The organism is Kitasatospora sp. NPDC057940, assembly GCF_042887425.1.
In the GTDB taxonomy this organism is placed as follows: domain Bacteria; phylum Actinomycetota; class Actinomycetes; order Streptomycetales; family Streptomycetaceae; genus Kitasatospora.
The window spans coordinates 1-19,646 of the sequence record NZ_JBHVPH010000028.1; the positions used below are offsets into that span (position 1 = coordinate 1).

The 19,646-nt window shown below is 71.0% G+C and carries 22 protein-coding genes and 1 pseudogene; 13 read left to right on the plus strand and 10 right to left on the minus strand.

Annotated features, from left to right (window positions below; genetic code table 11):
* Positions 1-122 (minus strand): annotated as a pseudogene (locus ACFVTF_RS30995) (acyl-CoA dehydrogenase family protein); the annotation flags it as partial.
* A gap of 181 nt (positions 123-303) precedes the next feature.
* Between ACFVTF_RS30995 and ACFVTF_RS31000 the strand changes: the two are divergent.
* Entirely contained in the window at positions 304-1,641 is a 1,338-nt protein-coding gene (locus ACFVTF_RS31000; RefSeq protein WP_371518569.1) for a UDP-glucose/GDP-mannose dehydrogenase family protein, read from the plus strand.
* A gap of 43 nt (positions 1,642-1,684) precedes the next feature.
* Complete coding sequence (locus ACFVTF_RS31005; RefSeq protein ID WP_371522804.1) at positions 1,685-2,098, plus strand: CoA-binding protein; 414 nt, start codon at positions 1,685-1,687, stop codon at positions 2,096-2,098.
* A 24-nt stretch (positions 2,099-2,122) separates the two neighbouring features.
* On the opposite strand, the gene ACFVTF_RS31010 is transcribed toward ACFVTF_RS31005, so the two are convergent.
* Genes ACFVTF_RS31010 through ACFVTF_RS31020 form a run of 3 tightly spaced genes read right to left on the minus strand, consistent with a single transcriptional unit; the run spans position 2,123 to position 5,037 of the window.
* The gene (locus ACFVTF_RS31010) at positions 2,123-3,337 is read right to left on the minus strand and encodes a dipeptidase (RefSeq protein WP_371518568.1); all 1,215 of its coding nucleotides are present in this window, start codon (positions 3,335-3,337) and stop codon (positions 2,123-2,125) included.
* Positions 3,338-3,364: 27 nt separating this feature from the next.
* Positions 3,365-3,901 (minus strand): 5-(carboxyamino)imidazole ribonucleotide mutase, encoded by a 537-nt coding sequence (gene purE, locus ACFVTF_RS31015; protein ID WP_371518567.1) that lies wholly within the window; start codon positions 3,899-3,901, stop codon positions 3,365-3,367.
* Positions 3,898-5,037 (minus strand): 5-(carboxyamino)imidazole ribonucleotide synthase, encoded by a 1,140-nt coding sequence (locus tag ACFVTF_RS31020; RefSeq protein WP_371518566.1) that lies wholly within the window; start codon positions 5,035-5,037, stop codon positions 3,898-3,900. The genes purE and ACFVTF_RS31020 overlap by 4 nt, the downstream gene beginning before the upstream one ends.
* A gap of 246 nt (positions 5,038-5,283) precedes the next feature.
* Between ACFVTF_RS31020 and ACFVTF_RS31025 the strand changes: the two genes are divergently transcribed.
* Positions 5,284-5,850: a GtrA family protein gene (locus ACFVTF_RS31025; RefSeq protein ID WP_371518564.1), complete on the plus strand. Its 567-nt coding sequence runs from the start codon at positions 5,284-5,286 to the stop codon at positions 5,848-5,850.
* A gap of 44 nt (positions 5,851-5,894) precedes the next feature.
* On the opposite strand, the gene ACFVTF_RS31030 is transcribed toward ACFVTF_RS31025, so the two are convergent.
* Together ACFVTF_RS31030 and ACFVTF_RS31035 are read right to left on the minus strand one after the other, a co-directional pair.
* Complete coding sequence (locus ACFVTF_RS31030) at positions 5,895-7,139, minus strand: ATP-binding protein (protein ID WP_371522802.1); 1,245 nt, start codon at positions 7,137-7,139, stop codon at positions 5,895-5,897.
* Between the two features lie 63 nt (positions 7,140-7,202).
* A complete protein-coding gene (locus ACFVTF_RS31035) occupies positions 7,203-7,877 on the minus strand; it encodes a response regulator transcription factor (RefSeq protein WP_030290974.1) in 675 nt (224 codons plus the stop codon).
* A gap of 329 nt (positions 7,878-8,206) precedes the next feature.
* Between ACFVTF_RS31035 and ACFVTF_RS31040 the strand changes: the two genes are divergently transcribed.
* The 3 genes from ACFVTF_RS31040 (at position 8,207) to ACFVTF_RS31050 (ending at position 13,021) form a co-directional block, all read left to right on the plus strand.
* Positions 8,207-9,715, plus strand: coding sequence for a peptide MFS transporter (locus ACFVTF_RS31040; RefSeq protein WP_387817582.1), 1,509 nt, complete (start codon positions 8,207-8,209; stop codon positions 9,713-9,715).
* A gap of 108 nt (positions 9,716-9,823) precedes the next feature.
* A complete protein-coding gene (locus ACFVTF_RS31045; protein ID WP_387817583.1) occupies positions 9,824-11,905 on the plus strand; it encodes a prolyl oligopeptidase family serine peptidase in 2,082 nt (693 codons plus the stop codon).
* Positions 11,906-12,193: 288 nt separating this feature from the next.
* Positions 12,194-13,021: a phosphotransferase gene (locus ACFVTF_RS31050; RefSeq protein WP_387817584.1), complete on the plus strand. Its 828-nt coding sequence runs from the start codon at positions 12,194-12,196 to the stop codon at positions 13,019-13,021.
* A 56-nt stretch (positions 13,022-13,077) separates the two neighbouring features.
* On the opposite strand, the gene ACFVTF_RS31055 is transcribed toward ACFVTF_RS31050, so the two are convergent.
* The 3 genes from ACFVTF_RS31055 to ACFVTF_RS31065 are packed head-to-tail and all read right to left on the minus strand — an operon-like array spanning position 13,078 to position 13,810.
* Positions 13,078-13,200, minus strand: a complete 123-nt coding sequence (locus ACFVTF_RS31055) for a hypothetical protein (RefSeq protein ID WP_363369142.1) — start codon at positions 13,198-13,200, stop codon at positions 13,078-13,080.
* A complete protein-coding gene (locus ACFVTF_RS31060) occupies positions 13,197-13,451 on the minus strand; it encodes a hypothetical protein (protein WP_371518557.1) in 255 nt (84 codons plus the stop codon). Before ACFVTF_RS31060 ends, ACFVTF_RS31055 begins: the two co-directional genes overlap by 4 nt.
* Entirely contained in the window at positions 13,448-13,810 is a 363-nt protein-coding gene (locus ACFVTF_RS31065; RefSeq protein ID WP_363369146.1) for an ATP-binding protein, read from the minus strand. The genes ACFVTF_RS31060 and ACFVTF_RS31065 overlap by 4 nt, the downstream gene beginning before the upstream one ends.
* Positions 13,811-14,112: 302 nt before the next feature.
* On the opposite strand from ACFVTF_RS31065, the gene ACFVTF_RS31070 reads away from it, so the two are divergent.
* The 7 genes from ACFVTF_RS31070 to ACFVTF_RS31100 all read left to right on the plus strand — a co-directional run bounded on the left by ACFVTF_RS31070 (position 14,113) and on the right by ACFVTF_RS31100 (position 18,351).
* Positions 14,113-14,973: a helix-turn-helix domain-containing protein gene (locus tag ACFVTF_RS31070; RefSeq protein ID WP_380345478.1), complete on the plus strand. Its 861-nt coding sequence runs from the start codon at positions 14,113-14,115 to the stop codon at positions 14,971-14,973.
* The gene (locus ACFVTF_RS31075) at positions 14,966-15,166 is read left to right on the plus strand and encodes a DUF397 domain-containing protein (RefSeq protein WP_387817585.1); all 201 of its coding nucleotides are present in this window, start codon (positions 14,966-14,968) and stop codon (positions 15,164-15,166) included. Before ACFVTF_RS31070 ends, ACFVTF_RS31075 begins: the two co-directional genes overlap by 8 nt.
* A gap of 105 nt (positions 15,167-15,271) precedes the next feature.
* Complete coding sequence (locus ACFVTF_RS31080; RefSeq protein WP_387817586.1) at positions 15,272-15,583, plus strand: hypothetical protein; 312 nt, start codon at positions 15,272-15,274, stop codon at positions 15,581-15,583.
* On the plus strand, positions 15,555-16,079 hold the full coding sequence (locus tag ACFVTF_RS31085; protein WP_371518551.1) for a DUF6879 family protein: 525 nt from the start codon (positions 15,555-15,557) through the stop codon (positions 16,077-16,079). The genes ACFVTF_RS31080 and ACFVTF_RS31085 overlap by 29 nt, the downstream gene beginning before the upstream one ends.
* 30 nt (positions 16,080-16,109) lie before the next feature.
* Positions 16,110-16,958, plus strand: a complete 849-nt coding sequence (locus ACFVTF_RS31090; protein WP_371522798.1) for a helix-turn-helix domain-containing protein — start codon at positions 16,110-16,112, stop codon at positions 16,956-16,958.
* A 117-nt stretch (positions 16,959-17,075) separates the two neighbouring features.
* Positions 17,076-17,531, plus strand: a complete 456-nt coding sequence (locus ACFVTF_RS31095; protein ID WP_371518550.1) for a hypothetical protein — start codon at positions 17,076-17,078, stop codon at positions 17,529-17,531.
* A gap of 100 nt (positions 17,532-17,631) precedes the next feature.
* On the plus strand, positions 17,632-18,351 hold the full coding sequence (locus ACFVTF_RS31100) for a class I SAM-dependent methyltransferase (protein ID WP_387817587.1): 720 nt from the start codon (positions 17,632-17,634) through the stop codon (positions 18,349-18,351).
* 113 nt (positions 18,352-18,464) lie between these two features.
* On the opposite strand, the gene hutI is transcribed toward ACFVTF_RS31100, so the two are convergent.
* The gene (gene hutI, locus ACFVTF_RS31105) at positions 18,465-19,640 is read right to left on the minus strand and encodes an imidazolonepropionase (protein ID WP_387817588.1); all 1,176 of its coding nucleotides are present in this window, start codon (positions 19,638-19,640) and stop codon (positions 18,465-18,467) included.
* Positions 19,641-19,646 lie beyond the last annotated feature (6 nt).

Here is a 19,646-nt window from a genome sequence, read left to right on the forward strand (position 1 = left end):
ACCTCCGCCGCGAACGGAGCGATCTTCGCCTCGGCCAGCGAACGCACCGCCTCACGGAGCATCTCGTGCTCCTCGGAGATACGGAAGAGATCGAAGTCAGCCGCCCCTGCGCTGCCCGCCATGATGCCCGCCTCGTCCAGTGATCGAAGTCAATCCGGGGTTAACTACCGTTCAGTAGAGATCCTAGGGCTCCGACCTGCGGCTGCCTAGCGTCCCCGGCGCACAGGCGATCGAGGTCGGATCCGTCAGGGCGGATAGCATCAGACGCACCCGTACAGGTCGAGTCCGCACAAAGGGGAACCCGTGACCCTCCGCATCTCCGTGATCGGCACCGGCTACCTCGGCGCCACGCACGCGGCCGCGATGGCCGAGTTCGGCTTCGAGGTGCTGGGCCTGGACATCGACCCCGACAAGATCGCCACGCTGACGGCCGGCCGCGTCCCGATGTACGAGCCGGGGCTGTCCGAGCTGCTGCTCAAGCACGTCGCCGGGCACGAGGGTTCGACCGGCCGGCTGCGCTTCACCAGCTCCGTCCAGGAGGCCGCGGAGTTCGGCGACGTGCACTTCGTCTGCGTCAACACCCCGCAGCGCAAGGGCGAGTTCGCCGCCGACATGTCGTACGTCGACGCCGCGATCGACGGCCTCGCCCCGTACCTGACCCGCCCGGTCCTGGTGGTCGGCAAGTCCACCGTGCCGGTCGGCTCGGCGAGCCGGCTCGCCGAGCGGCTGGCCGCGCTGGCACCCGTCGGCGCGGGCGCCGAACTCGCCTGGAACCCCGAGTTCCTGCGCGAGGGCTTCGCCGTCCAGGACACCCTGCGCCCGGACCGGATCGTCGTCGGCGCCCACAGCGAGCGCGCCGAGCAGCTGCTGCGCGAGGTGTACGCCGAGCCGATCGCGGCCGGGGTGCCGTTCCTGGTCACCGACTACGCGACCGCCGAGCTGGTGAAGGCCGCAGCCAACTCCTTCCTGGCCACCAAGATCTCCTTCATCAACGCGATGGCCGAGGTCTGCGAGGCGGCCGGCGCGGACGTCACGCTGCTCTCCACCGCGCTCGGGCACGACGAGCGGATCGGCCGCAAGTTCCTCAACTCCGGCCTGGGCTTCGGCGGCGGCTGCCTGCCCAAGGACATCCGGGCGTTCATGGCCCGGGCCGGCGAGCTCGGCGCCGACCAGGCGCTGACCTTCCTGCGCGAGGTCGACTCGATCAACATGCGCCGCCGCTCCCGGATGGTGGAGCTGGCCCGCGAGCAGTGCGGCGGCGGCTTCCTGGGCCGCCGGGTGGCCGTCCTCGGCGCCGCGTTCAAGCCCAACTCGGACGACATCCGGGACTCCCCCGCGCTCAACGTCGCCGCCCAGATCCAGCTCCAGGGCGCCCAGGTCACCGTCTACGACCCGAAGGCCGTCGACAACGCCCGCAAGATGTTCCCCTCGCTCGCCTACGCCGACTCGGCCCTGGAGGCCGCCGAGGGCGCCCACGTCGTCCTGCACCTCACCGAGTGGGCCGAGTTCCGCGAGCTGGACCCGGCCGTCCTCGGCGCCGTGGTCGCCGAGCGCCGCCTGCTCGACGGCCGCAACGTCCTGGACGCCGACGCCTGGCGCGCCGCCGGCTGGACCTACCGCGCCCTCGGCCGCCCCAGCTGACGCCCGAGGGAATCCGGCGCCCGTGGTCGTCGTTGGCACCGGCATGACGAGCTACGGCGACGACGCGACGGTTCGCGAGATCCTCACCGGCACCGGCGACACCTGGGCGGTGGTCGGCCTGTCCGACAACACCGCCCGGGCCGCCCACGGGGTGGCCGGGGTGCTCCAGCGGTACGGCAAGCGCGTCGTGCCGGTGCACCCGAAGGCCGAGACGGTCCTCGGCGAGCCCGGCTACGCCTCGCTCGCCGAGATCCCGTTCCCGGTCGACGTGGTGGACGTGTTCGTGAACAGCGCGCTGGCCGGGGAGGTGGCCGACCAGGCGGTGGCGGCCGGGGCGAAGGCCGTCTGGTTCCAGCTGGGCGTGGTCGACGAGGCCGCGTACGCGCGGACCAGGACGGCCGGGCTCGCCATGGTGATGGACAGGTGCCCGGCCATCGAGATCCCGCGGCTGGGCTGACCCAGCCCTTCGCGCCGTCCGATCTCAGCCCTTCACGCCGTCCAGCTGCGCGATGGTGGCGATGGACGGGCGGCGGCTTGCCCGCAGCCCGGCGGCGACGGACTCGGCGTCGCGCAGGACCCGGACGGCGTTGTGCCAGGTGAGCTTGGCGAGGTCGGCCTCGGACCAGCTGCGGCGCAGGAGTTCGGCGATCAGGTTGGGGTAGCCGGCCACCGAGCCCAGGCCGTCGGGCAGGAAGGCGGTGCCGTCGAAGTCGCCGCCGATGCCGATGTGGTCGATGCCGGCGACCTCGCGCAGGTGGTCGAGGTGGTCCGCGACGGTGGCCGGAGTGGCGATCGGGCGCGGGTTGGCGGCCTCGAAGGCGCGCTGGCGCTCCATCGCGGGCGGGGTGGTGTCGAGCGGGTGGAAGCCGTGGGCGCGCATGTTCTCGTCGGCGGCGAGGGTCCACTCGATGGCGGCGGGCAGGATGAACTTGGGCACGAAGGTGGCCATCGCCACGCCGCCGTTGGCGGGCAGCTGGGCGAGCACGTCGTCCGGGATGTTGCGCGGGTGGTCGCAGACGGCGCGGGCGGAGGAGTGCGAGAAGACGACCGGCGCCTCGGTGACCCGCAGGGCGTCGCGCATGGTGTCGGCGGAGACGTGCGAGAGGTCGACGAGCATGCCGAGCCGGTTCATCTCCCGGACGACCTCCTCGCCGAACCGGGTCAGCCCGCCGGCCGCCGGCTTGTCGGTGGCGGAGTCGGCCCACGGCACGTTGTCGTTGTGGGTGAGCGTCAGGTAGCGCACGCCGAGCTCGTGGAGAGCGCGCAGGGTGGCGAGCGAGCAGTCGATGGAGTGGCCGCCCTCGGCGCCCATCAGGGAGGCGATCCGACCCTCGGCGCGGGCGGCCTCCATGTCGTCGGCGGTGCGGGCGAGCCGGAGCCGGTCGGGGTAGCGCTCGACCAGGGCGTGGACGAAGTCGATCTGCTCCAGGGTGGCGCTCACCGCGTGGTCGCCGGCCAGCCGGGTCGGCACGTAGACGGACCAGAACTGCGCGCCGACCCCGCCCTCCGCGAGGCGGGCGAGGTCGGTGTGCAGGCGGTCGCTCTGGTCGGCGGCCAGGTCGACCGCGCCGAGGTCGTACCCGGCCTGCTCGCGCATCGCCCACGGGAGGTCGTTGTGGCCGTCGACCACGGGGGCGGTGCGCAGCAGGGCCTTGGCGCGGTCCAGCGGGGTGGGGGAGTCCAGCTCGGTAGTCATACCGGCTGTTCTACCCCACCGCCGGGGCTACTTGCCGAAGCCGAAGGAGGAGGATCCGGCCACCTTGGCGCGGAGCTTCTTGCCCTTCTCGGTGGCCTGGTTGTTCAGCTCGGCCTGGAAGTCGGCCATCCGCTCGGTCAGTTCGGGGTCGAACGCGGCCAGCATCCGCACGGCAAGCAGGCCGGCGTTGCGCGCGCCGGCCACCGAGACGGTCGCGACCGGGACGCCGGCCGGCATCTGGACGATGGACAGCAGGCTGTCCATGCCGTCCAGGTAGCGCAGCGGCACCGGCACGCCGATGACGGGCAGCGGGGTGACGGAGGCGAGCATGCCCGGCAGGTGGGCGGCGCCGCCGGCGCCCGCGATGATGGCCTTGAGGCCGCGCCGGTGGGCGTTCTCGCCGTACGCGACCATCTCGCGGGGCATCCGGTGCGCCGAGACGACGTCGACCTCGTAGGGGATCTCGAACTCGTCGAGGGCCTGGGCGGCGGCCTCCATGACGGGCCAGTCGGAGTCCGAGCCCATGACGATGCCGACGAGCGGGCTCGAAGGGGAGGAGGTCATTCGGTGATCGTTCCTCGCAGGTAGGCGGCCGCGTGGCGGGCGCGCTCGCGGACGTCGTCGAGGTCGTCCCCGAAGACGTTGACGTGGCCGACCTTGCGGCCGGGCTTCACGTCCTTCCCGTACATGTGGATCCGCAGGCCGGGGTCACGGGCCATGCAGTGCAGGAAGGCGTGGTACATGTCCGGGTAGTCGCCGCCGAGGACGTTGACCATGACGGTCCACTTGGCGCGCGGCCGGGGGTCGCCGAGCGGGAGGTCGAGGACGGCCCGCAGGTGGTTCTCGAACTGCGAGGTGACGGCGCCGTCCTGGGTCCAGTGCCCGGAGTTGTGGGGGCGCATGGCGAGCTCGTTGACGAGGATCCGGCCGTCCCTGGTCTGGAACAGCTCGACGGCGAGGTGGCCGGTGATGCCGAGGTCGCCGGCGATGCGCAGGGCCAGCTGCTGGGCCTCGTCGGAGAGGGCCGGGTCGAGGTCCGGCGCGGGGGCGGTGACCTCGGCGCAGACGCCGTTCTCCTGGACGCTCTCCACCACCGGGTAGGCGACGGCCTGGCCGCTGGGCGAGCGGACGACGTTGGCGGCGAGTTCGCGGACGAAGTCGACCTTCTCCTCGGCGAGCACCGGGACGCCGGCCAGGAACGGCGCGTGCGCGTCCTCCTCCCCGTCGACGACCCAGACGCCCTTGCCGTCGTAGCCGCCGCGGACGGTCTTCAGCACGACCGGGTAGCCGGAGCCCTCGTTCGCGAAGGCGGTGACGTCGGCCGGGTCGGCGACGATCCGGTGGCGGGGGCAGGGCACGCCGATGGAGTCGAGCTTGGCCCGCATGACGCCCTTGTCCTGGGCGTTGACCAGCGCGTCCGGGCCGGGCCGGACGGCGATGCCGTCGGCTTCCAGGGCCCGCAGGTGCTCGGTGGGGACGTGCTCGTGGTCGAAGGTGATCACGTCGCAGCCGGCCGCGAAGCGGCGCAGCGTGTCGAGGTCGCGGTAGTCACCGAGGACGACATCGGAGACCACCTGTGCGGCGGAGTCCTGGGGCGTGTCGGCGAGGAGTTTGAACCTGACCCCGAGCGGGATGCCCGCCTGGTGTGCCATGCGGGCCAACTGCCCGCCGCCGATCATGCCCACCACTGGAAAATTCACATTGCCCGGGGAAGTCACCCCGCCAGGATATCCGGGCCGGTCGGGGGCGGTGGAACCGCTGGGGTGGGCTGGGCGTCCCAGTCAACCCGGAGCCCTGGGGGCTGAGCCGTTCGGTGGAAGCGGGTAGCCTGGACGGCTAGGTCCTGGTCTGCGCAGTCCGATCATGTGCGTGCACGCAGGGCTCAAGGGGTGGACGCGTCCACGCGATCCGCTCTTCGACCCGCAGGCACATGGAGGCAGCCCGGTATGGCGACGTCCGCAGCTTCGAGCCCTTCGCTCTCGCAGAAACTGCGGGGGCTGTCAGGCGAAGTGGTGAAGTTCGGCCTGGTCGGCCTGAGCGGCGTGGTGGTCAACTTCGCCGTGTTCTGGGTGTGCCTCAACGGGCTGGGCCTGGCCTCGCTGCGGTCCAACATCGCGGCGACGCTGATCGCCATCGCCACCAACTACCTGGGCTACCGCTACTGGCTGTACCGGGACCGCGACGCCGCCTCGCGCAAGCGGGAGATCACGCTGTTCCTGGTGTACAGCGGCATCGGCATGCTGATCGAGACCGGGGTGCTCGGCTTCTCGGTGTACGTGCTCGGCCTCGACTCGCACTACGAGCAGCTGGGCGCCAAGGTGGCCGGCCTCGCGGTGGCCACCGTGTTCCGCTTCTTCTCGTACCGGACCTGGGTGTTCAAGGCGCTGCCCGAGCCGGTCGCACAGGAAGCGAGCAGCGCCGGCGACACCGGCGGCGCCAGCGGCCAGGAGCTGGCCGCCCAGGCCGAGCTGATGCTGGCCGCCGAGCAGATCCGCTACGCCAAGGCCGAGTAGCAGGCCCTCCGGGGCGCTCCCCGCGCGCCCCACCCGCCCCCGGCTCAGTCCGTGTGGCTGCGGCCGAGGAAGAGCGCGAACACCGCGGGCTTCAGCGAGAGCAGTTCGAGCCGCCCGCCGTCCGCCTCCGCGAGGTCACGGGCGACGGCCAGGCCGATGCCGGTGGAGTTGCGGCCGCTGACGGCGCGCTCGAACACCCGGTTGCCGAGGTCCGGCGGCACGCCGGCGCCCTGGTCCTGCACCTCCACCACCACCGAGGTGCCGGAGGGCCGGACCCGCAGGGTGATCGTCCCGGCCCCGTGCATCAGCGAGTTCTCGATCAGGGTGGCCAGCACCTGGGCGACGGTGCCCGGGGTGCCGACGGCGGTGACCCCGTGCAGGCCCTCCAGGGACAGCACCCGGCCGGTCTCGCGCAGCGACGGGCCCCACTCCTCGACCTGCTGCTTGATCACCTCGTCCAGGTCGAAGGCCACCGCGGTGGGGCTGCGCGGGTCGCGCTGGGTGGTGAGCAGCCGCTGGACGACGTCGGTGAGCCGTTCGACCTGCTGGAGGGCGATGGTCGCCTCCTCCTTGACGGTCTCCGGCTCCTCGGCAAGGGCGGTGATCTCCTCCAGCCGCATGGAGAGCGCGGTGAGCGGGGTGCGCAGCTGGTGCGAGGCGTCGGCGGCGAGCCGGCGTTCGGCGGTGAGCATCCGGGCGATCCGCTCGGCGCTGGTGTCCAGCACCTCGGCGACCCGGTCGAGTTCGGGCACCCCGTAGCGGCGGTCGCGGGGGCGCGGGTCGCCGGAGCCGAGCCGTTCGGCGGTCTCGGCCAGGTCGGTGAGCGGCCGGGCGAGCCGTTTGGCCTGCCAGACGGCGAGCGCCACGGCGGCCTGGACGGCCAGCAGGGCGACCACGCCGAGCAGCAGCAGCATGTTGGCGATCTCGTGGTCGACGTCCGCGCGGGACTGCTCGACGGTGACGACCTCGCCGCTGTTGCCGCGTTCGACGGCCTTCAGCAGGTGGCCGCCGGCCAGGCGTTCGCCGCTGGAGACGACGTCCTGGCCGGGGATCTGCACCTCGACGTAGCTGCCCTCGGTGACCTGGTTGTCGAAGGCCCGGCCGGTGACCGACTCACCCGCGGAGAGCCGGTTCTCGACCAGCGCGAGCACCCGGACGGCGGCCGCGTCCACCCGGTCCTGGGCCGAGTTGACGATGGTGCGCTTCTCGACCAGGGCGAGCGGCACGCAGAACACCACGACCACCACCAGGACGACGCCCAGCAGCGAGTTGATCATCCGGCGTTTCACGCTGCCGCTCCCCGAGGTGCTCCGCTTCATCGGCCGACTCCCGGCCGCGTTCTCCGTACGGGGCTAATTCTTCTCGAACCGGAACCCCACTCCGCGCACGGTGGCGATGTAGCGCGGGTTCGCCGCGTCGTCACCGAGCTTCTTGCGGAGCCAGGAGATGTGCATGTCCAGGGTCTTGGTGGAGGTCCACCAGGTGGTGTCCCAGACCTGCCGCATGATCTCCTCGCGGGTGACCACCCGGCCGGCGTCCCGGACGAGGACGCGCAGCAGCTCGAACTCCTTGGCGGAGAGGGTGAGCTCCTCCTCGCCGAGCCAGGCGCGGTGGGACTCGATGTCGATCTTCACCCCGTGCGCGCCGGTGGTGAGCTGGTCGACGTTGCCGCGCCGGAGCAGGGCGCGGACGCGGGCGAGCAGTTCGGCCAGGCGGAAGGGCTTGGTCACGTAGTCGTCGGCACCGGCGTCGAGGCCGACCACGGTGTCCACCTCGTCCGCGCGGGCGGTGAGCACCAGGACGGGGCAGCTCTTGCCGTCGGCGCGCAGGCGACGGCAGACCTCCAGGCCGTCCATCTCGGGCAGGCCGAGGTCGAGGACGACGAGGTCGACCTCCTCGGTCAGGCCCGCGGCCAGTGCGGTCGGACCGTCCTCCCGGACGAGCACCTCATAGCCCTCACGTCGCAGGGCTCGGGCGAGCGGTTCGGAGATCGCCGGATCGTCCTCGGCGAGCAGCACACAGGTCATGTGGTGATGGTAGTCCGCCCGGGTATGGCGGACTGCCTTGTGAGGTAGTTCACAGAGCGTGATCGTTACACAAGAGCACCTTCGGGCTCAACACGCCGTCGCAGACCGCTCGTTCGGCGAAGAATCCGGCCTTCAATCTTGAAATTGAAGGGAAATTTGCCTGTCTACCATGGATAGATCGGGCAGATCTGTCACGGACTTTGCCATTCCCATACCTGATTCGTGGCTTTTGTCATCTGATAACGCTAAATATCGCCACGTAGAGTGGTTCCGTCCACGTCCGCCGCCACCCCCCTTGGCGGACGCTGTCAGGCAAGGAACCCCTACTCATGGCGTCTACCACCCTGGAAGCCGGCCTCACCCCGGCCTCGCCCAGCGGCAAGACCTTCCTCGGTCACCCCCGAGGGCTCGCCACGCTCTTCCTGAGCGAGATGTGGGAGCGCTTCAGCTACTACGGCATGCGCGCCCTGCTGGTGCTCTACATGACCGCCTCCGTCACGGACGGCGGCCTCGGCATGAAGCTGGCGACCGCCGGCGCCGTGTACAGCGTCTACACGGCCATGGTCTACCTGCTGGCCCTCCCGGGCGGCTGGATCGCCGACCGCTTCCTCGGCGCCCGCAAGACGGTCGCGATCGGCGGCACGATCATCATGGCCGGCCACTTCCTGCTGGCCGTGCCGTTCACCGGCTCGTTCTTCGCCGGTCTGGTCTGCATCGCGGTGGGCTCGGGCCTGCTCAAGGCCAACATCTCCACGATGGTCGGCCACCTCTACGACGGCCCGAACGACCCGCGCCGCGACGGCGGCTTCACGATCTTCTACATGGGCGTCAACCTCGGCGCCTTCTTCGCCCCGCTGGTGGTCGGCACCGTCGGCCAGAAGGTCGACTGGCACCTGGGCTTCGCCCTGGCCGGCATCGGCATGGCGCTCGGCCTGCTCCAGTTCCTGCTGGGCACCCGCCACCTGAGCCCCACCAGCGACATCGTGACCTCGCCGATCGGCGCGGACGAGAAGCGCAAGATCTTCCGCAAGGCCGGCATCTGGCTGGCCGCGGCGGTCGTCTTCTACGGCATCGTCGTCTCCACCGGCCACTTCACCATCGACTGGGCGGTCTGGCCGCTGTCCATCGCCGGCCTGGCGATCCCGGTCTTCGTGTTCGCCAAGGTGAAGCGCGACAAGGACCTCAGCACGGACGAGCAGTCCAAGATGAGCGGCTACATCTGGTTCTTCGTCGCCGCCGCCGTGTTCTGGATGATCTACGACCAGTCCGGCTCGACGCTGAACGTCTTCGCCAAGGACCACACCGCCTCCACGCTGTTCGGGATCAACTTCCCGTCCAGCTGGTTCCAGTCGCTCAACCCGCTGTACATCATGGCGCTGGCCCCGGTCTTCGCCTGGCTCTGGGTCGCCCTGGCCCGCCGGTCGAAGAACCCCAGCACCACCATGAAGTTCGCCTTCGGCCTGCTGATGATCGGCGCGTCCTTCCTGGTCATGATGGCGGCGATGGGCGCCGCCTCCGGCGACGCCAAGGTCACCCCGCTGTGGCTGGCCACGGTCTACCTGGTCCAGACCGTCGGCGAGCTCGCCCTCTCCCCCGTCGGCCTGTCCGTCACCACCAAGCTGGCCCCCACCAAGTACGCCAGCCAGATGGTCGGCGTCTGGTTCCTCGCCGTCACCGCCGGCGACTGCGTGGCCGCCATCTTCCAGCTGGTGCTGGGCGACAAGGTGGTCGGCAGCACCTGGTACTTCGCGGTCCAGGGCGCCATGGCGATCGCCGCCGGCATCGCGCTGGCGATGTACCGCAAGCGGGTCGTCACGCTCATGGGCGACGTCCACTGACGCCCACGCCCGCCCGAGCCGGGGCCGCCGCGGATTCCTGAGGTCCGCGGCGGCCCCGGCCGTTTTCCGCTCGACAGCGCCGCTATGGCCGTGCCTATGGTGCCCGGCATGACGACCAACCCGTTACCGCGCCAGCTCGCCCGCACCCGGTGCTTCACCCTGGGCGCCCCCACCCACCCGGGCCTCACCGCCGACGGCGCCGCCGTCCTGTTCCTGCGCAGCCGCGGCGGCACCGACCCGCTCGCCTGCCTCTGGGCGCTCGACACCGCCACCGGCAGGGAACGGCTGATCGCCGACCCGGCCGCGCTGGGCGCCGTCCCCTCCACCGACGGCATCACCGGTTACAGCACCGACGCCACCGGCCGGCTCGCCGCCTTCGCGCTCGACGGCGCCCTCTGGCTCGCCGACACCGCCTCCGACACCGTCCGCGCCGTCCCCACCGCCACCGGCGTCCACGACCCGCGGCTCGACCCGACCGGCCGGCGGATCGCCTACGTCGGCGCCGGCGCCCTGCGCGTGGTCACCGTCAACGGCCCGGACGGCCCGGACAGCCCGGACGGCCCTGCCGACGGGAGCACCGCGGACGACCGGGCGCTCGCCGAGCCCGAGGCCGAGGACGTCGCGTACGGCGTCGCCGAGTACGTCGCCGCCGCGGAGATGCACCGCACCCGCGGCCACTGGTGGTCCCCCGACGGCACCGCGCTGCTCGTCACCCGCGTCGACGAGCGCCCCGTCCACCGCGTGCACCTCGCCGACCCGGCCGACCCGCAGCACCCGCCGCGCGTGATCCGCTACCCGCTGGCCGGCACCGCCAACGCCGAGGTCTCGCTCCTGCTGCTCGGCCTCGACGGCACCCGCACCGAGGTCCGCTGGGACCGCACCGCGTTCGAGTACGTCACCGCCGCCGGCTGGGACGCCCACGGCCCGTACGCCGCCGTGCAGAGCCGCGACCAGCGCACCGTCCGCACCCTGGCGATCGGCTCCGACGGCGCCACCCGGGTGCTCGCCGAACGCCGCGACGAGCACTGGGTCGAACTCCTCCCCGGCCTGCCCGCGCGCACCGCCGGCGGAGCCCTGGTCGACACCGCCGACCTCGGCGACACCCGGCACCTCACCGTCGACGGCGAGCCGGTGACGCCGCCCGGACTGCAGCTGTGGGAGGTGCTCGGCACGGACGGCGAACAGGTCCTGTTCACCGCCCTGGAGGACCCCACCGAGACCCACCTCTGGCAGTACGAACCGGGCCGCGGCATCCGGCGGCTGAGCAGCGGCCCCGGCGTCCACACGGGCATCCGGCGCGGTGCCGCCCTCGTCGTCACCACCCGCTCCGAGGGCTTCCCGGCCGGCCGCATCACCGTCCACCGCGACGACCGGACGGCGCACCCGGTGGCCTCGTACGCGCAGCCGCCCGTCCTCACCGCACACCCCGAACTGCTCCGCCTCGGCCCCCGCGAGCTGCGCGCCGCGCTCTTCCTGCCCGCCGGCCACCGCCCCGGCGGCGCCCCGCTGCCCGTCCTGCTCGACCCGTACGGCGGGCCCGGGATGCACAAGGTCACCAGCAGCGGCGCGTGGTGGGACCGGCTCTCCCAGTGGTTCGCCGACCAGGGCTTCGCGGTGCTGGTCGTCGACGGCCGTGGCACCCCCGGGCGCGGACCGCGCTGGGACAAGACGATCTACGGCGACAAGGCCGGCCCCGCCCTGGCGGACCAGGTCGAGGGCCTGCACGAGGCCGCCCGGCTGCGGCCCGGACTGCTCGACCTCGACCGGGTCGGCATCCGCGGCTGGTCCTACGGCGGCTACCTCGCCGCCCTCGCCGTCCTGCGCCGCCCGGACGTCTTCCACGCCGCCTCCGCCGGCGCCGCCCCCACCGACTGGCGGCTCTACAACACCCACTGGCAGGAGCGCTTCCTCGGCCACCCCGACGAGCACCCCGCGCACTACGACGACGGCTCCCTGATCGCCGAGGCGCCGAAGCTGAGCCGCCCACTGCTGCTGATCCAGGGCCTCGCCGACGACAACGTCCTCCCCGCGCACACCCTGCGGCTCTCCCACGCCCTCCTCGCCGCCGGACGCCCGCACGAGGTCCTACCACTACGCGCCACCGGCCACCGGCCGACCGACGAGGCGGTGGTGGAGCACCTGCTGCTGCATGAACTGGATTTCCTGCGGAGATCGTTGGGCGTGGGCTGAGCGGCGCCCGCGCCACCGAACGCCGCAGCCTGGTCACTGGCGCGTAGAAAGCACCTGAACGCGCAGGAGGTCGGCCGGGCCGACTTCCTGCGCCAGGTAACCGGGCCGGTCGGTCTGTGGTCAGGGCTGCCGCAGCGGGCACGGTGCGCCGCAAACCGGACGCGCGTTCCCTGCACACGTGCAACCGCGAGACGCTCGCTCTGGGGGGACGCCGTTGGCGAATGCTTGACCAACAGCGTCCCGTTTGGAGCGAGCCCCAACTCCGCTGAGCATCGCTACCGTTGTCCCATGACGGATCTGCGCCGGGCACCGGTGGACGCGGTGCTGGTACGTGTCGAGACGGCCTTGGGCACGCAACTCGACAGGGCGACAGTGGTCCGCAAACGCCGATCCGTGGGAGCCGGCACGGCGCGTGGCACGTGGGTACGCATCGAGCGGCGAGGGCTCGATCGAATCGGCGTCCAGAGCTGGGACGGCACCCCCTCCGCCGAGGCCCTGCGAGGGATTGCGAAGCCCGCGTGGCTGGCCGGCACCGCCTGGCGGGATGAGGCCGAGCCAGTGATGTGGCGGGCCGATGAAACCGAACTACTGCCATCCGCCCCAGCGGGGTCCGCAGTTGTGGCCGAGGGTCCCGACCTGCCACCCAGCTGGTGGCCGGAGCTGAACGCCTCTCTCGATGCGCTCGCGGGGCAGCGAACGAATCGGATCGCCACGCCGGACACGAAGACGATCACCCAGGAGCTGGTGACTCGGACGATCCGCCAGGTGTTCCCGGGCATCGACGCCACGGTGAGCGAGTGGTGTCCGGCGCATGCGGATCTGAACTGGGCGAACGTGACGGCGCCCGAGTTCCGCGTCTTCGACTGGGAAGACTGGGGTATGGCCCCGCGTGGCCTGGACGCTGCCACGCTGTGGGCGGCGTCGCTTGCCGTGCCTGCGCTGGCTGATCGTGTCCGTGTCGAGCGGAACGGCGACTTCGCCAGCCGGGACGGCAAGCTGATGACCTTGTTCGTCGCGGCGAAGATCCTCGGACCGTACGCGCATCCCGAGGACCCTCGCCTTCAGGGCGCCCGCGTGTTGGCGGAGCAGGTGGTGAAGGAGCTTCAAGCGGACTGACGCTGAGCGGGCGCCCGCGAGGCCCTCGCCCGGGTGGGCGAGGGCCTTCGCGCGGTTCAGTGCTGGTCGTCGCGGTCGTCGGGGTGGGGCATCTTGAGGGTGGCGAGGACGCCGAGGGCGACGGTGGTGATGGCGAGGGCGAGGAGGGCGAGGAGGATCGCGCCGACGAAGAACTTCACCGGTGCCGCTCCTCGTCGTCATCGTCCAGGTCGCGGAGCAGACGGAGGAGGTTGAGCAGAGTGCTGACCGGCGCGTTCCCGAAGTCGATCAGGATGCGTCCGTCGATGGTGGTCCCGCCCGTCGAGGCGGACCCCCAGAGGAGCCCGTGCGGCAGGCCGCGCCTATGCAACTCCCCTAGGAGAGACATGATTTGGGGCTTGGTGTAGTCGCGCATCCGGGGGTCCTCCGGCACGATGGGGTCGCGGGTCACGCGCGGGAGTCCAGCTCGTACCAGATGGTTTTGCCGCGCTTCTGCGGGTCGACGCCCCAGCGGTGGGTGAGGCCGTCCACGAGCTGGAGGCCCCGACCGGTCTCGGCGAGGTCGGCGGGCGTGCGCGGCTGCGGGAGGGCGTCGCTCTCGTCGGAGACGGTGACACGGAGGGTGCGGTCGAGGATGGAGAACCAGACGACGGGCGCGGGGGTGTCGCCGTGCCGCCAGGCGTTGACGATGAGCTCGCAGAGGGCGAGTTCGGCGTTGAAGACGGCGTCGGCGTCCCAGCCGCTGCGGGTCATGGCGTCCCGCAGGGCCTGGCGGGAGAGGGTGAGCGAGGGGGTGTTACGGGTGCACACGGGAACCTCCGGGAGGCTGTGGTGTGGGAGTAAGGGGAGACGACGGATACGTCGCCGTGAGCCAGGCCAGGATGGGGCCGGCTGCTCTGCGGCGCGCAGGCAGAAGGCGCCTACTGCCCTGAACACAGCCATTACTGACGATCCGTCTGATCGAGCTGAGAATGACGATAGCGCATCGACTCTTTAATTAAAGTCGAATGGGAGGAGGTTCCTCCTCACGGGCGACAAGCGCCGCCGAGCCCGGATGGATCCACCGGCGACCGGCGCGGCACACTGGCCTCTGCACCAGCTGAGAGGACGCCATGGCCCTTCGAGTCCCCACCCTCCGTCAGCGACGCCTCGGCGCCGAACTGCGGAGGATGAGAGAGCAAGCCGGCTTCGGCGGCAGCCACCTTGCCCGTCTGCTTGGGGTGACTGCTGCCTTGGTGAGTCAGATGGAGAACGGGAAGTCGGCCGTCAGCGAGGAACGTCTACGTGAGATCGCGGCGGTCTGCGCGTGCGCCAACGAGCCCCTGATCGCCTCACTCGCTGACATGACCCGGGAGCGAGAGACTGGCTGGTGGGAGGAGTACAGCCCGAGGCTGACGACCGACCTGCTCGATGTGGCGGCGATCGAGGCCCACGCCTGCCGGATCTCCACCTACTCGATCACCTTCCTACCCGGGCTGCTCCAGACCCCGGCCTACGCCGCTTCGGTCTTCGCTCGCGCGATCCCGCCACTGCCGCAGCCCGATGTCGACCTCCGCTTGGCCTTCCGCTTGCGGAGGCAGCAGGTCGCACGGGACGGCGTCACGCCCTACACCGCGTTCATCCACGAAGCCGCACTCCGCATGCAGTTCAGCGGACCGGCGGCGCTCGCCGAGCAACTCGGCGCCCTCATCGAGCATTCCGAGAGCCCCGGCATCTCGGTCCGAGTCGTGCCGTTTAAGATCGAATCGCTGCCTGGCCCCAGCGAGAACTTCGTCCATATCGCGGGCCCGGTGCCTGAGCTGGACACCGTGCAGATCGACATCAGCTTCGGGTGTCCGCTCTTCGACGCACCCTCGGACCTGGCAAGTTACCGCGAGATCCTCGACAGGATGGCGTCTGTGGCTCTCTCCGAAGATGACTCGCGAGACTTCATCCGATCCATCAAGAAGGAGATAGAGGGCAATCATGAGTAGCCCTGCATGGCAGAAGTCCAGCTACTCCGGCTCCAGCAACGCATGCCTTGAGGTCCGGGCTGCCGATGGGGTCGTTGAACTCCGAGAGTCCGACGAGGGCGAGGTGATCGTCCGCACCACACCCACCAAGTTCGCCAACTTCCTCCAAGGCGCCAAGGCGGGCGAGTTCGACCACCTCATCGCCAACCCCTGAGCGAATCGTTCCGGCGGCCTCTTGCGGGAAGCAAGAGGCCGCCGGTGGAGAGGATGTAGCCAAGTTGGCAGAGGCGGGTACCAACTACGCTCAGAAGCCTCACCCTTGACGGTGGCTGCCGAGTCGGGAATCGTCATGCAAATCCACGCAACCGAGTTGCAAGGGGAAGTTGCCATGGCACTACGGTTCATCGGGATCGACCCCAACACGGGGGACGACGAGTGCCCGACCGTCTGGTACGACGACGAGGCTGACGAGATCGTCGTGCAGGGCTGGAAGGCTACCGAGAAGCTGCGCGCCAAGTGCCGGGAGACCGGGAGCATCCCCGATTCGGAGGATGTGGTCCGGCTGCCGGCCCGCATGGTGCCGATCTTGAGGAAGGCATGCGATGCCGCCGAAGGTGCCGACGTTCGCTGAGCAGCTGACTGCTACGCGCTCCAGCGCGGTTCACCTGGAGATGCGTGACTCCTACAGCGTAGTGAAGGAGGCGGAGGCGGTCGCCGCTTGGCGGGACGGTTTCCGCTACGACCCGGCCGACCGTGCGTCCTGGTGGCGTCCGTGGCTGACGCTGATCGAGAAGACCGTGAGCCGGGGCGTCGAGGTTCGCCGTGCCCGGATCGTGTCTGAGCCGGTCTCGGAGTACATCCGGTTCGAGCACTCCGGGACGTTCACCAACATCGCCGCGGGCGAGCAGATCCGCTGGCTGCCGCGACGGCAGGCAGCGGACCTCGCCCTGCCGGGCTGCGACTTCTGGCTGTTCGACGGCGAGTTGGTGCGGTTCAACCACTTCACCGGCGACGGGGAGAGTGCTGGGCCGTCCTTCAGCGACGACCCTGCGGTGGCCCTACTGTGCGCCACCGCGTTCGAGGCGGTCTGGCAACGGGCCGTACCACACGAGAAGTTCAGCATCTGACCGCCACCGGTTTCGAGCGCCCCAGTGACGATGCCGATCTCCCCGTCCTCCAGCGTCCAGGCGGCCCGCGCGACCCTCGCTACCCGCCTCGGCGAGCTGATGCGGAACGCCGGCCTGAAAGGCAGGGAACTGTCCGCCCTCTGCGGCTGGCACCCCGCCAAAACCTCCCGCATCCTCAACGCCAAGGCCGCCCCGTCCGACTCGGACATTCGCACGTGGTGCCGCGCCTGCGGCGCCGACGGCCAAGCGCCCGATCTGATCGCCTCCAACAGGGCGGCGGACTCCCTGTACGTCGAGTGGCGGCGCATCACCCGGACCGGCCTGCGTCACGCCCAGGAAGCCCGGGTGCCTCTCTACACCCGCACCCGCCATTTCCGTGCCTACTCCTCCCGCGTCGTTCCCGGTGCCCTGCAGACCCGGGAGTACGCCGGCGCCCTGCTGCGCACGGTGGCCGACGTCCGCCAGACCCCGGACGACGTGGCGGACGCGGTCGAAGCCCGGCTCGCCCGTTCCAGCGTCGTCTTCGAGGGCGGGCGCCGCTTCGTCGCAGTCATCGAGGAATCCGTGCTGCGCTATCGGATCGGCGACGACACGGTGATGGCCGAACAACTCGGCAGCCTGCTCAGGGTCATGTCGATGCCTTCGGTTTCGCTCGGCGTCATCCCGTTCACAGCCTCCCGCACCATGTGGCCCACGGAGACCTTCAACCTGTTCGACGACCGCCAGGCCGGGGTGGAGCTGTTGTCGGCCCAGGTCACCGTGACCGCGCCCAGCGACCTCGCCCTCTACGCGCAGGCATTCGTGCGCTTCGGCGCCCTGGCCGTTCACGGCGGCGCCGCCCGTGCACTGATCACCGCCGCGATCGACTCACTGGGGTGAGGCATCCGCAATTCTCCGCAACTTCCTTGAGCAATAAGAGAATTGGTCCGTAGATTCCACAGAGCCGCCGGGCAGCGCCCGGCGTCACCAGGTGCCCCAACAACAGTCGGAGGAACCATGGCAACCGCAGTTGCACCCGCCGACCCGATCGTCGGCCCGCTCCGGAACGTGCGCGACCACATCCCCGCCGACCTGTGGGACAAGCAGATCGGCCTCCTGATGCGCGACTACCCCTACGACACCATCATGGCCGCCCGCGTCCTCGGCCAGGGCTACGCCTACCTGCTGACCGCGATGGCCCACCGCAGCGAACACCTGGGCCTCGGCCCCAGCTCGCTGGTGGACATCGGCGTCCACACGATCATCCTGGACACCGTCGCCTACGCCGAGCTGTGCCAGAAGCACAACAACGGCCACTTCCTGCACCACGTGCCGGCCGTCGAGTACAAGGACGACGGCACCGTGCTGCGCACCGCCCAGCTCATAGCAGCAGACGGCTGGGACGTGGACCTGCCGCTGTGGGCGGATGCCTCCAAATGCAGCCCCTGCCACCCCGGCAACGACTCGCACTGACCGGACAGTTGCGGTGGCCCCGAGCTCAGTCCGGGGCCACCGCGACCCGGAAGGGTGGAGTTCACCCAAACCCCTGCGCCGGCGCACGCCGGACGCGAGGATGACCCGGGTGACGACCACCTCACCCGTCCACTCCGGTGTGCCGGACCTCTGGCATCACTACGGCCGCACCCGCGCTGACACCAACCGGACCGTCCCCGGCGCCTTCCACTGGGTCTGGGCCCAGGACGGCGGGCCTGAAACCGAGGTGCTGGGGGACATCACCGGCCTCGTCGTGGCGGACCTCGGCGCGGGTGCCGCCCGTCATGCCGCGCACCTCGTCGCCCACCACTCTCCGGCGCGGGTCGACGCGATCGACGCCTCCCCCGCCCAGCACGCGATGGCCTGCGACCTCTACGGCCACCTCGTACCGCGCCTGCGCACGGTGCGCGCCGGCGCGACCGCGCACCTGGAGGCGCATCCAGACGAGTACGACGTGCTCTACTCGGTGTTCGGCAGCCTCGACTTCGCCGACCCTCGCCAGCTGCTCCCGGCCGCTGCCCGCGCCCTGCGACCCGGCGGACTGCTGGCCGCCTCCACCTTGGGCCACTACCTCGGTGGAGCCCCCGCTGAACCGGACGTCCAGCACGCCGACGTTCCGGCCCGCACCCCGGACGGCGCCCCGGCAACCATGCGCCGCTGGGTTCTCCAGGAGACCGTCTGGACGAAGCTGTTGGACGAGGCGGGGTTCACGAAGATCAGTGTCGACCGGCTCCCTCCCACCGTGCCGAGTACACGCGCTGCAGACACCCTGCTTGTCCGCGCCTACCGTCAGCCCTGACGACCTTGGGAGAAATCGGCATCGGGGCATGCTGGCCGTTCCGGCTGCCGCATCACTTCACGTCGCCCCGTCGAGCAGCGGCTCGACGGGGCGACGTGAAGTGATGCGGCTACTCAGACCTCCCGGACGCCGGCTCGCCAGACCGCGGCCGTCAGGGGGACACCCGGGCGGTAGGCCAGGTGCACGTGCGAGGGCGCTTCCAGCAGCAGCAGGTCGGCGCGGGCGCCGACCGTGACGGTGCCGACGTCGCTGCGCCGCAGCGCGTGGGCGCCGCCCAGGGTTGCCGCCCAGACCGCCTCGTCGGGGGTCATGCCCATCTCGCGCACCGCGACCGCGATGCAGAACGCCATCGAACTGGTGAAGCTGGAGCCCGGGTTGCAGTCCGTGGAGAGCGCCACCATGGCCCCCGCGTCCAGCAGCCGTCGCCCGCTCGGGTACTCGGCCCGGGTGGAGAACTCCGCCCCCGGCAGCAGCGTCGCAACCGTCGCCGAGCCGGCGAGCGCCGCCACGTCCTCGTTGGTCAGGTGGGTGCAGTGGTCCGCCGAGGCGGCCCCCAGCTCCACCGCGAGCTGCACGCCGGGCCCGTACGTGAGCTGGTTGGCGTGCACCCGGGGGGTGAGGCCGCGGGCGATCCCCGCCGTCAGAACGGCCCGCGCCTGGTCGCCGTCGAAGGCGCCCTTCTCGCAGAACACGTCCACCCAACGGGCGTGCGGCGCACAGGCGTCCAGCATCTCGCCGGTGACGAGATCCACGTACCCGGCCGGGTCGTCGGCGTACTCGGGCGCGACCACGTGCGCGCCCAGGTAGGTGGTCTCCGGGGTGTGCCGCGCGGCGATCCGCAGCGCCCGCGCCTCGTCCTCGACCGTCAGCCCGTAGCCGGACTTGCACTCGATGGTGGTGGTGCCCTGCCGCAGCGCCTCCCGGACGAACCCGGCCAGGTTGGCCTCCAGTTCGGCGTCGCTCGCGGCCCGGGTGGCCGCCACCGTCGTCCGGATGCCACCCGCCGAATACGCCTGCCCGGACATCCGGGCGTTGAACTCGGCCGTACGATCCCCCGCGAACACCAGGTGGGCGTGCGAGTCGACGAACCCGGGCAGCAGCGCCCGGCCCTCGGCGTCGAAGCGCTCGTCCGCCGCCGGGGCCTGGGCTGCCGGGCCGACCCAGGCGACGGTGCCGCCGTCGATCACCACGGACGCGTCGGTGAGCAGGCCGAGCGGCCCGGTGCCGTGCCCGGGGTCGTTGGTGACCAGGCTGCCGATGCCCGTGATCAAGGTGGTCCTGGTGCTCAAGACAAC

Coding starts and splice junctions, on each gene's coding strand:
- ACFVTF_RS31005 (WP_371522804.1), top strand. CDS start 1,685: ATGACGAGCTACGGCGACGACGCGACGGTTCGCGAGATCCTCACCGGC.
- ACFVTF_RS31010 (WP_371518568.1), bottom strand. CDS start 3,337: ATGACTACCGAGCTGGACTCCCCCACCCCGCTGGACCGCGCCAAGGCC.
- purE (WP_371518567.1), bottom strand. CDS start 3,901: ATGACCTCCTCCCCTTCGAGCCCGCTCGTCGGCATCGTCATGGGCTCG.
- ACFVTF_RS31025 (WP_371518564.1), top strand. CDS start 5,284: ATGGCGACGTCCGCAGCTTCGAGCCCTTCGCTCTCGCAGAAACTGCGG.
- ACFVTF_RS31035 (WP_030290974.1), bottom strand. CDS start 7,877: ATGACCTGTGTGCTGCTCGCCGAGGACGATCCGGCGATCTCCGAACCG.
- ACFVTF_RS31040 (WP_387817582.1), top strand. CDS start 8,207: ATGGCGTCTACCACCCTGGAAGCCGGCCTCACCCCGGCCTCGCCCAGC.
- ACFVTF_RS31045 (WP_387817583.1), top strand. CDS start 9,824: ATGACGACCAACCCGTTACCGCGCCAGCTCGCCCGCACCCGGTGCTTC.
- ACFVTF_RS31050 (WP_387817584.1), top strand. CDS start 12,194: ATGACGGATCTGCGCCGGGCACCGGTGGACGCGGTGCTGGTACGTGTC.
- ACFVTF_RS31070 (WP_380345478.1), top strand. CDS start 14,113: ATGGCCCTTCGAGTCCCCACCCTCCGTCAGCGACGCCTCGGCGCCGAA.
- ACFVTF_RS31075 (WP_387817585.1), top strand. CDS start 14,966: ATGAGTAGCCCTGCATGGCAGAAGTCCAGCTACTCCGGCTCCAGCAAC.
- ACFVTF_RS31085 (WP_371518551.1), top strand. CDS start 15,555: ATGCCGCCGAAGGTGCCGACGTTCGCTGAGCAGCTGACTGCTACGCGC.
- ACFVTF_RS31090 (WP_371522798.1), top strand. CDS start 16,110: ATGCCGATCTCCCCGTCCTCCAGCGTCCAGGCGGCCCGCGCGACCCTC.
- ACFVTF_RS31095 (WP_371518550.1), top strand. CDS start 17,076: ATGGCAACCGCAGTTGCACCCGCCGACCCGATCGTCGGCCCGCTCCGG.
- ACFVTF_RS31100 (WP_387817587.1), top strand. CDS start 17,632: ATGACCCGGGTGACGACCACCTCACCCGTCCACTCCGGTGTGCCGGAC.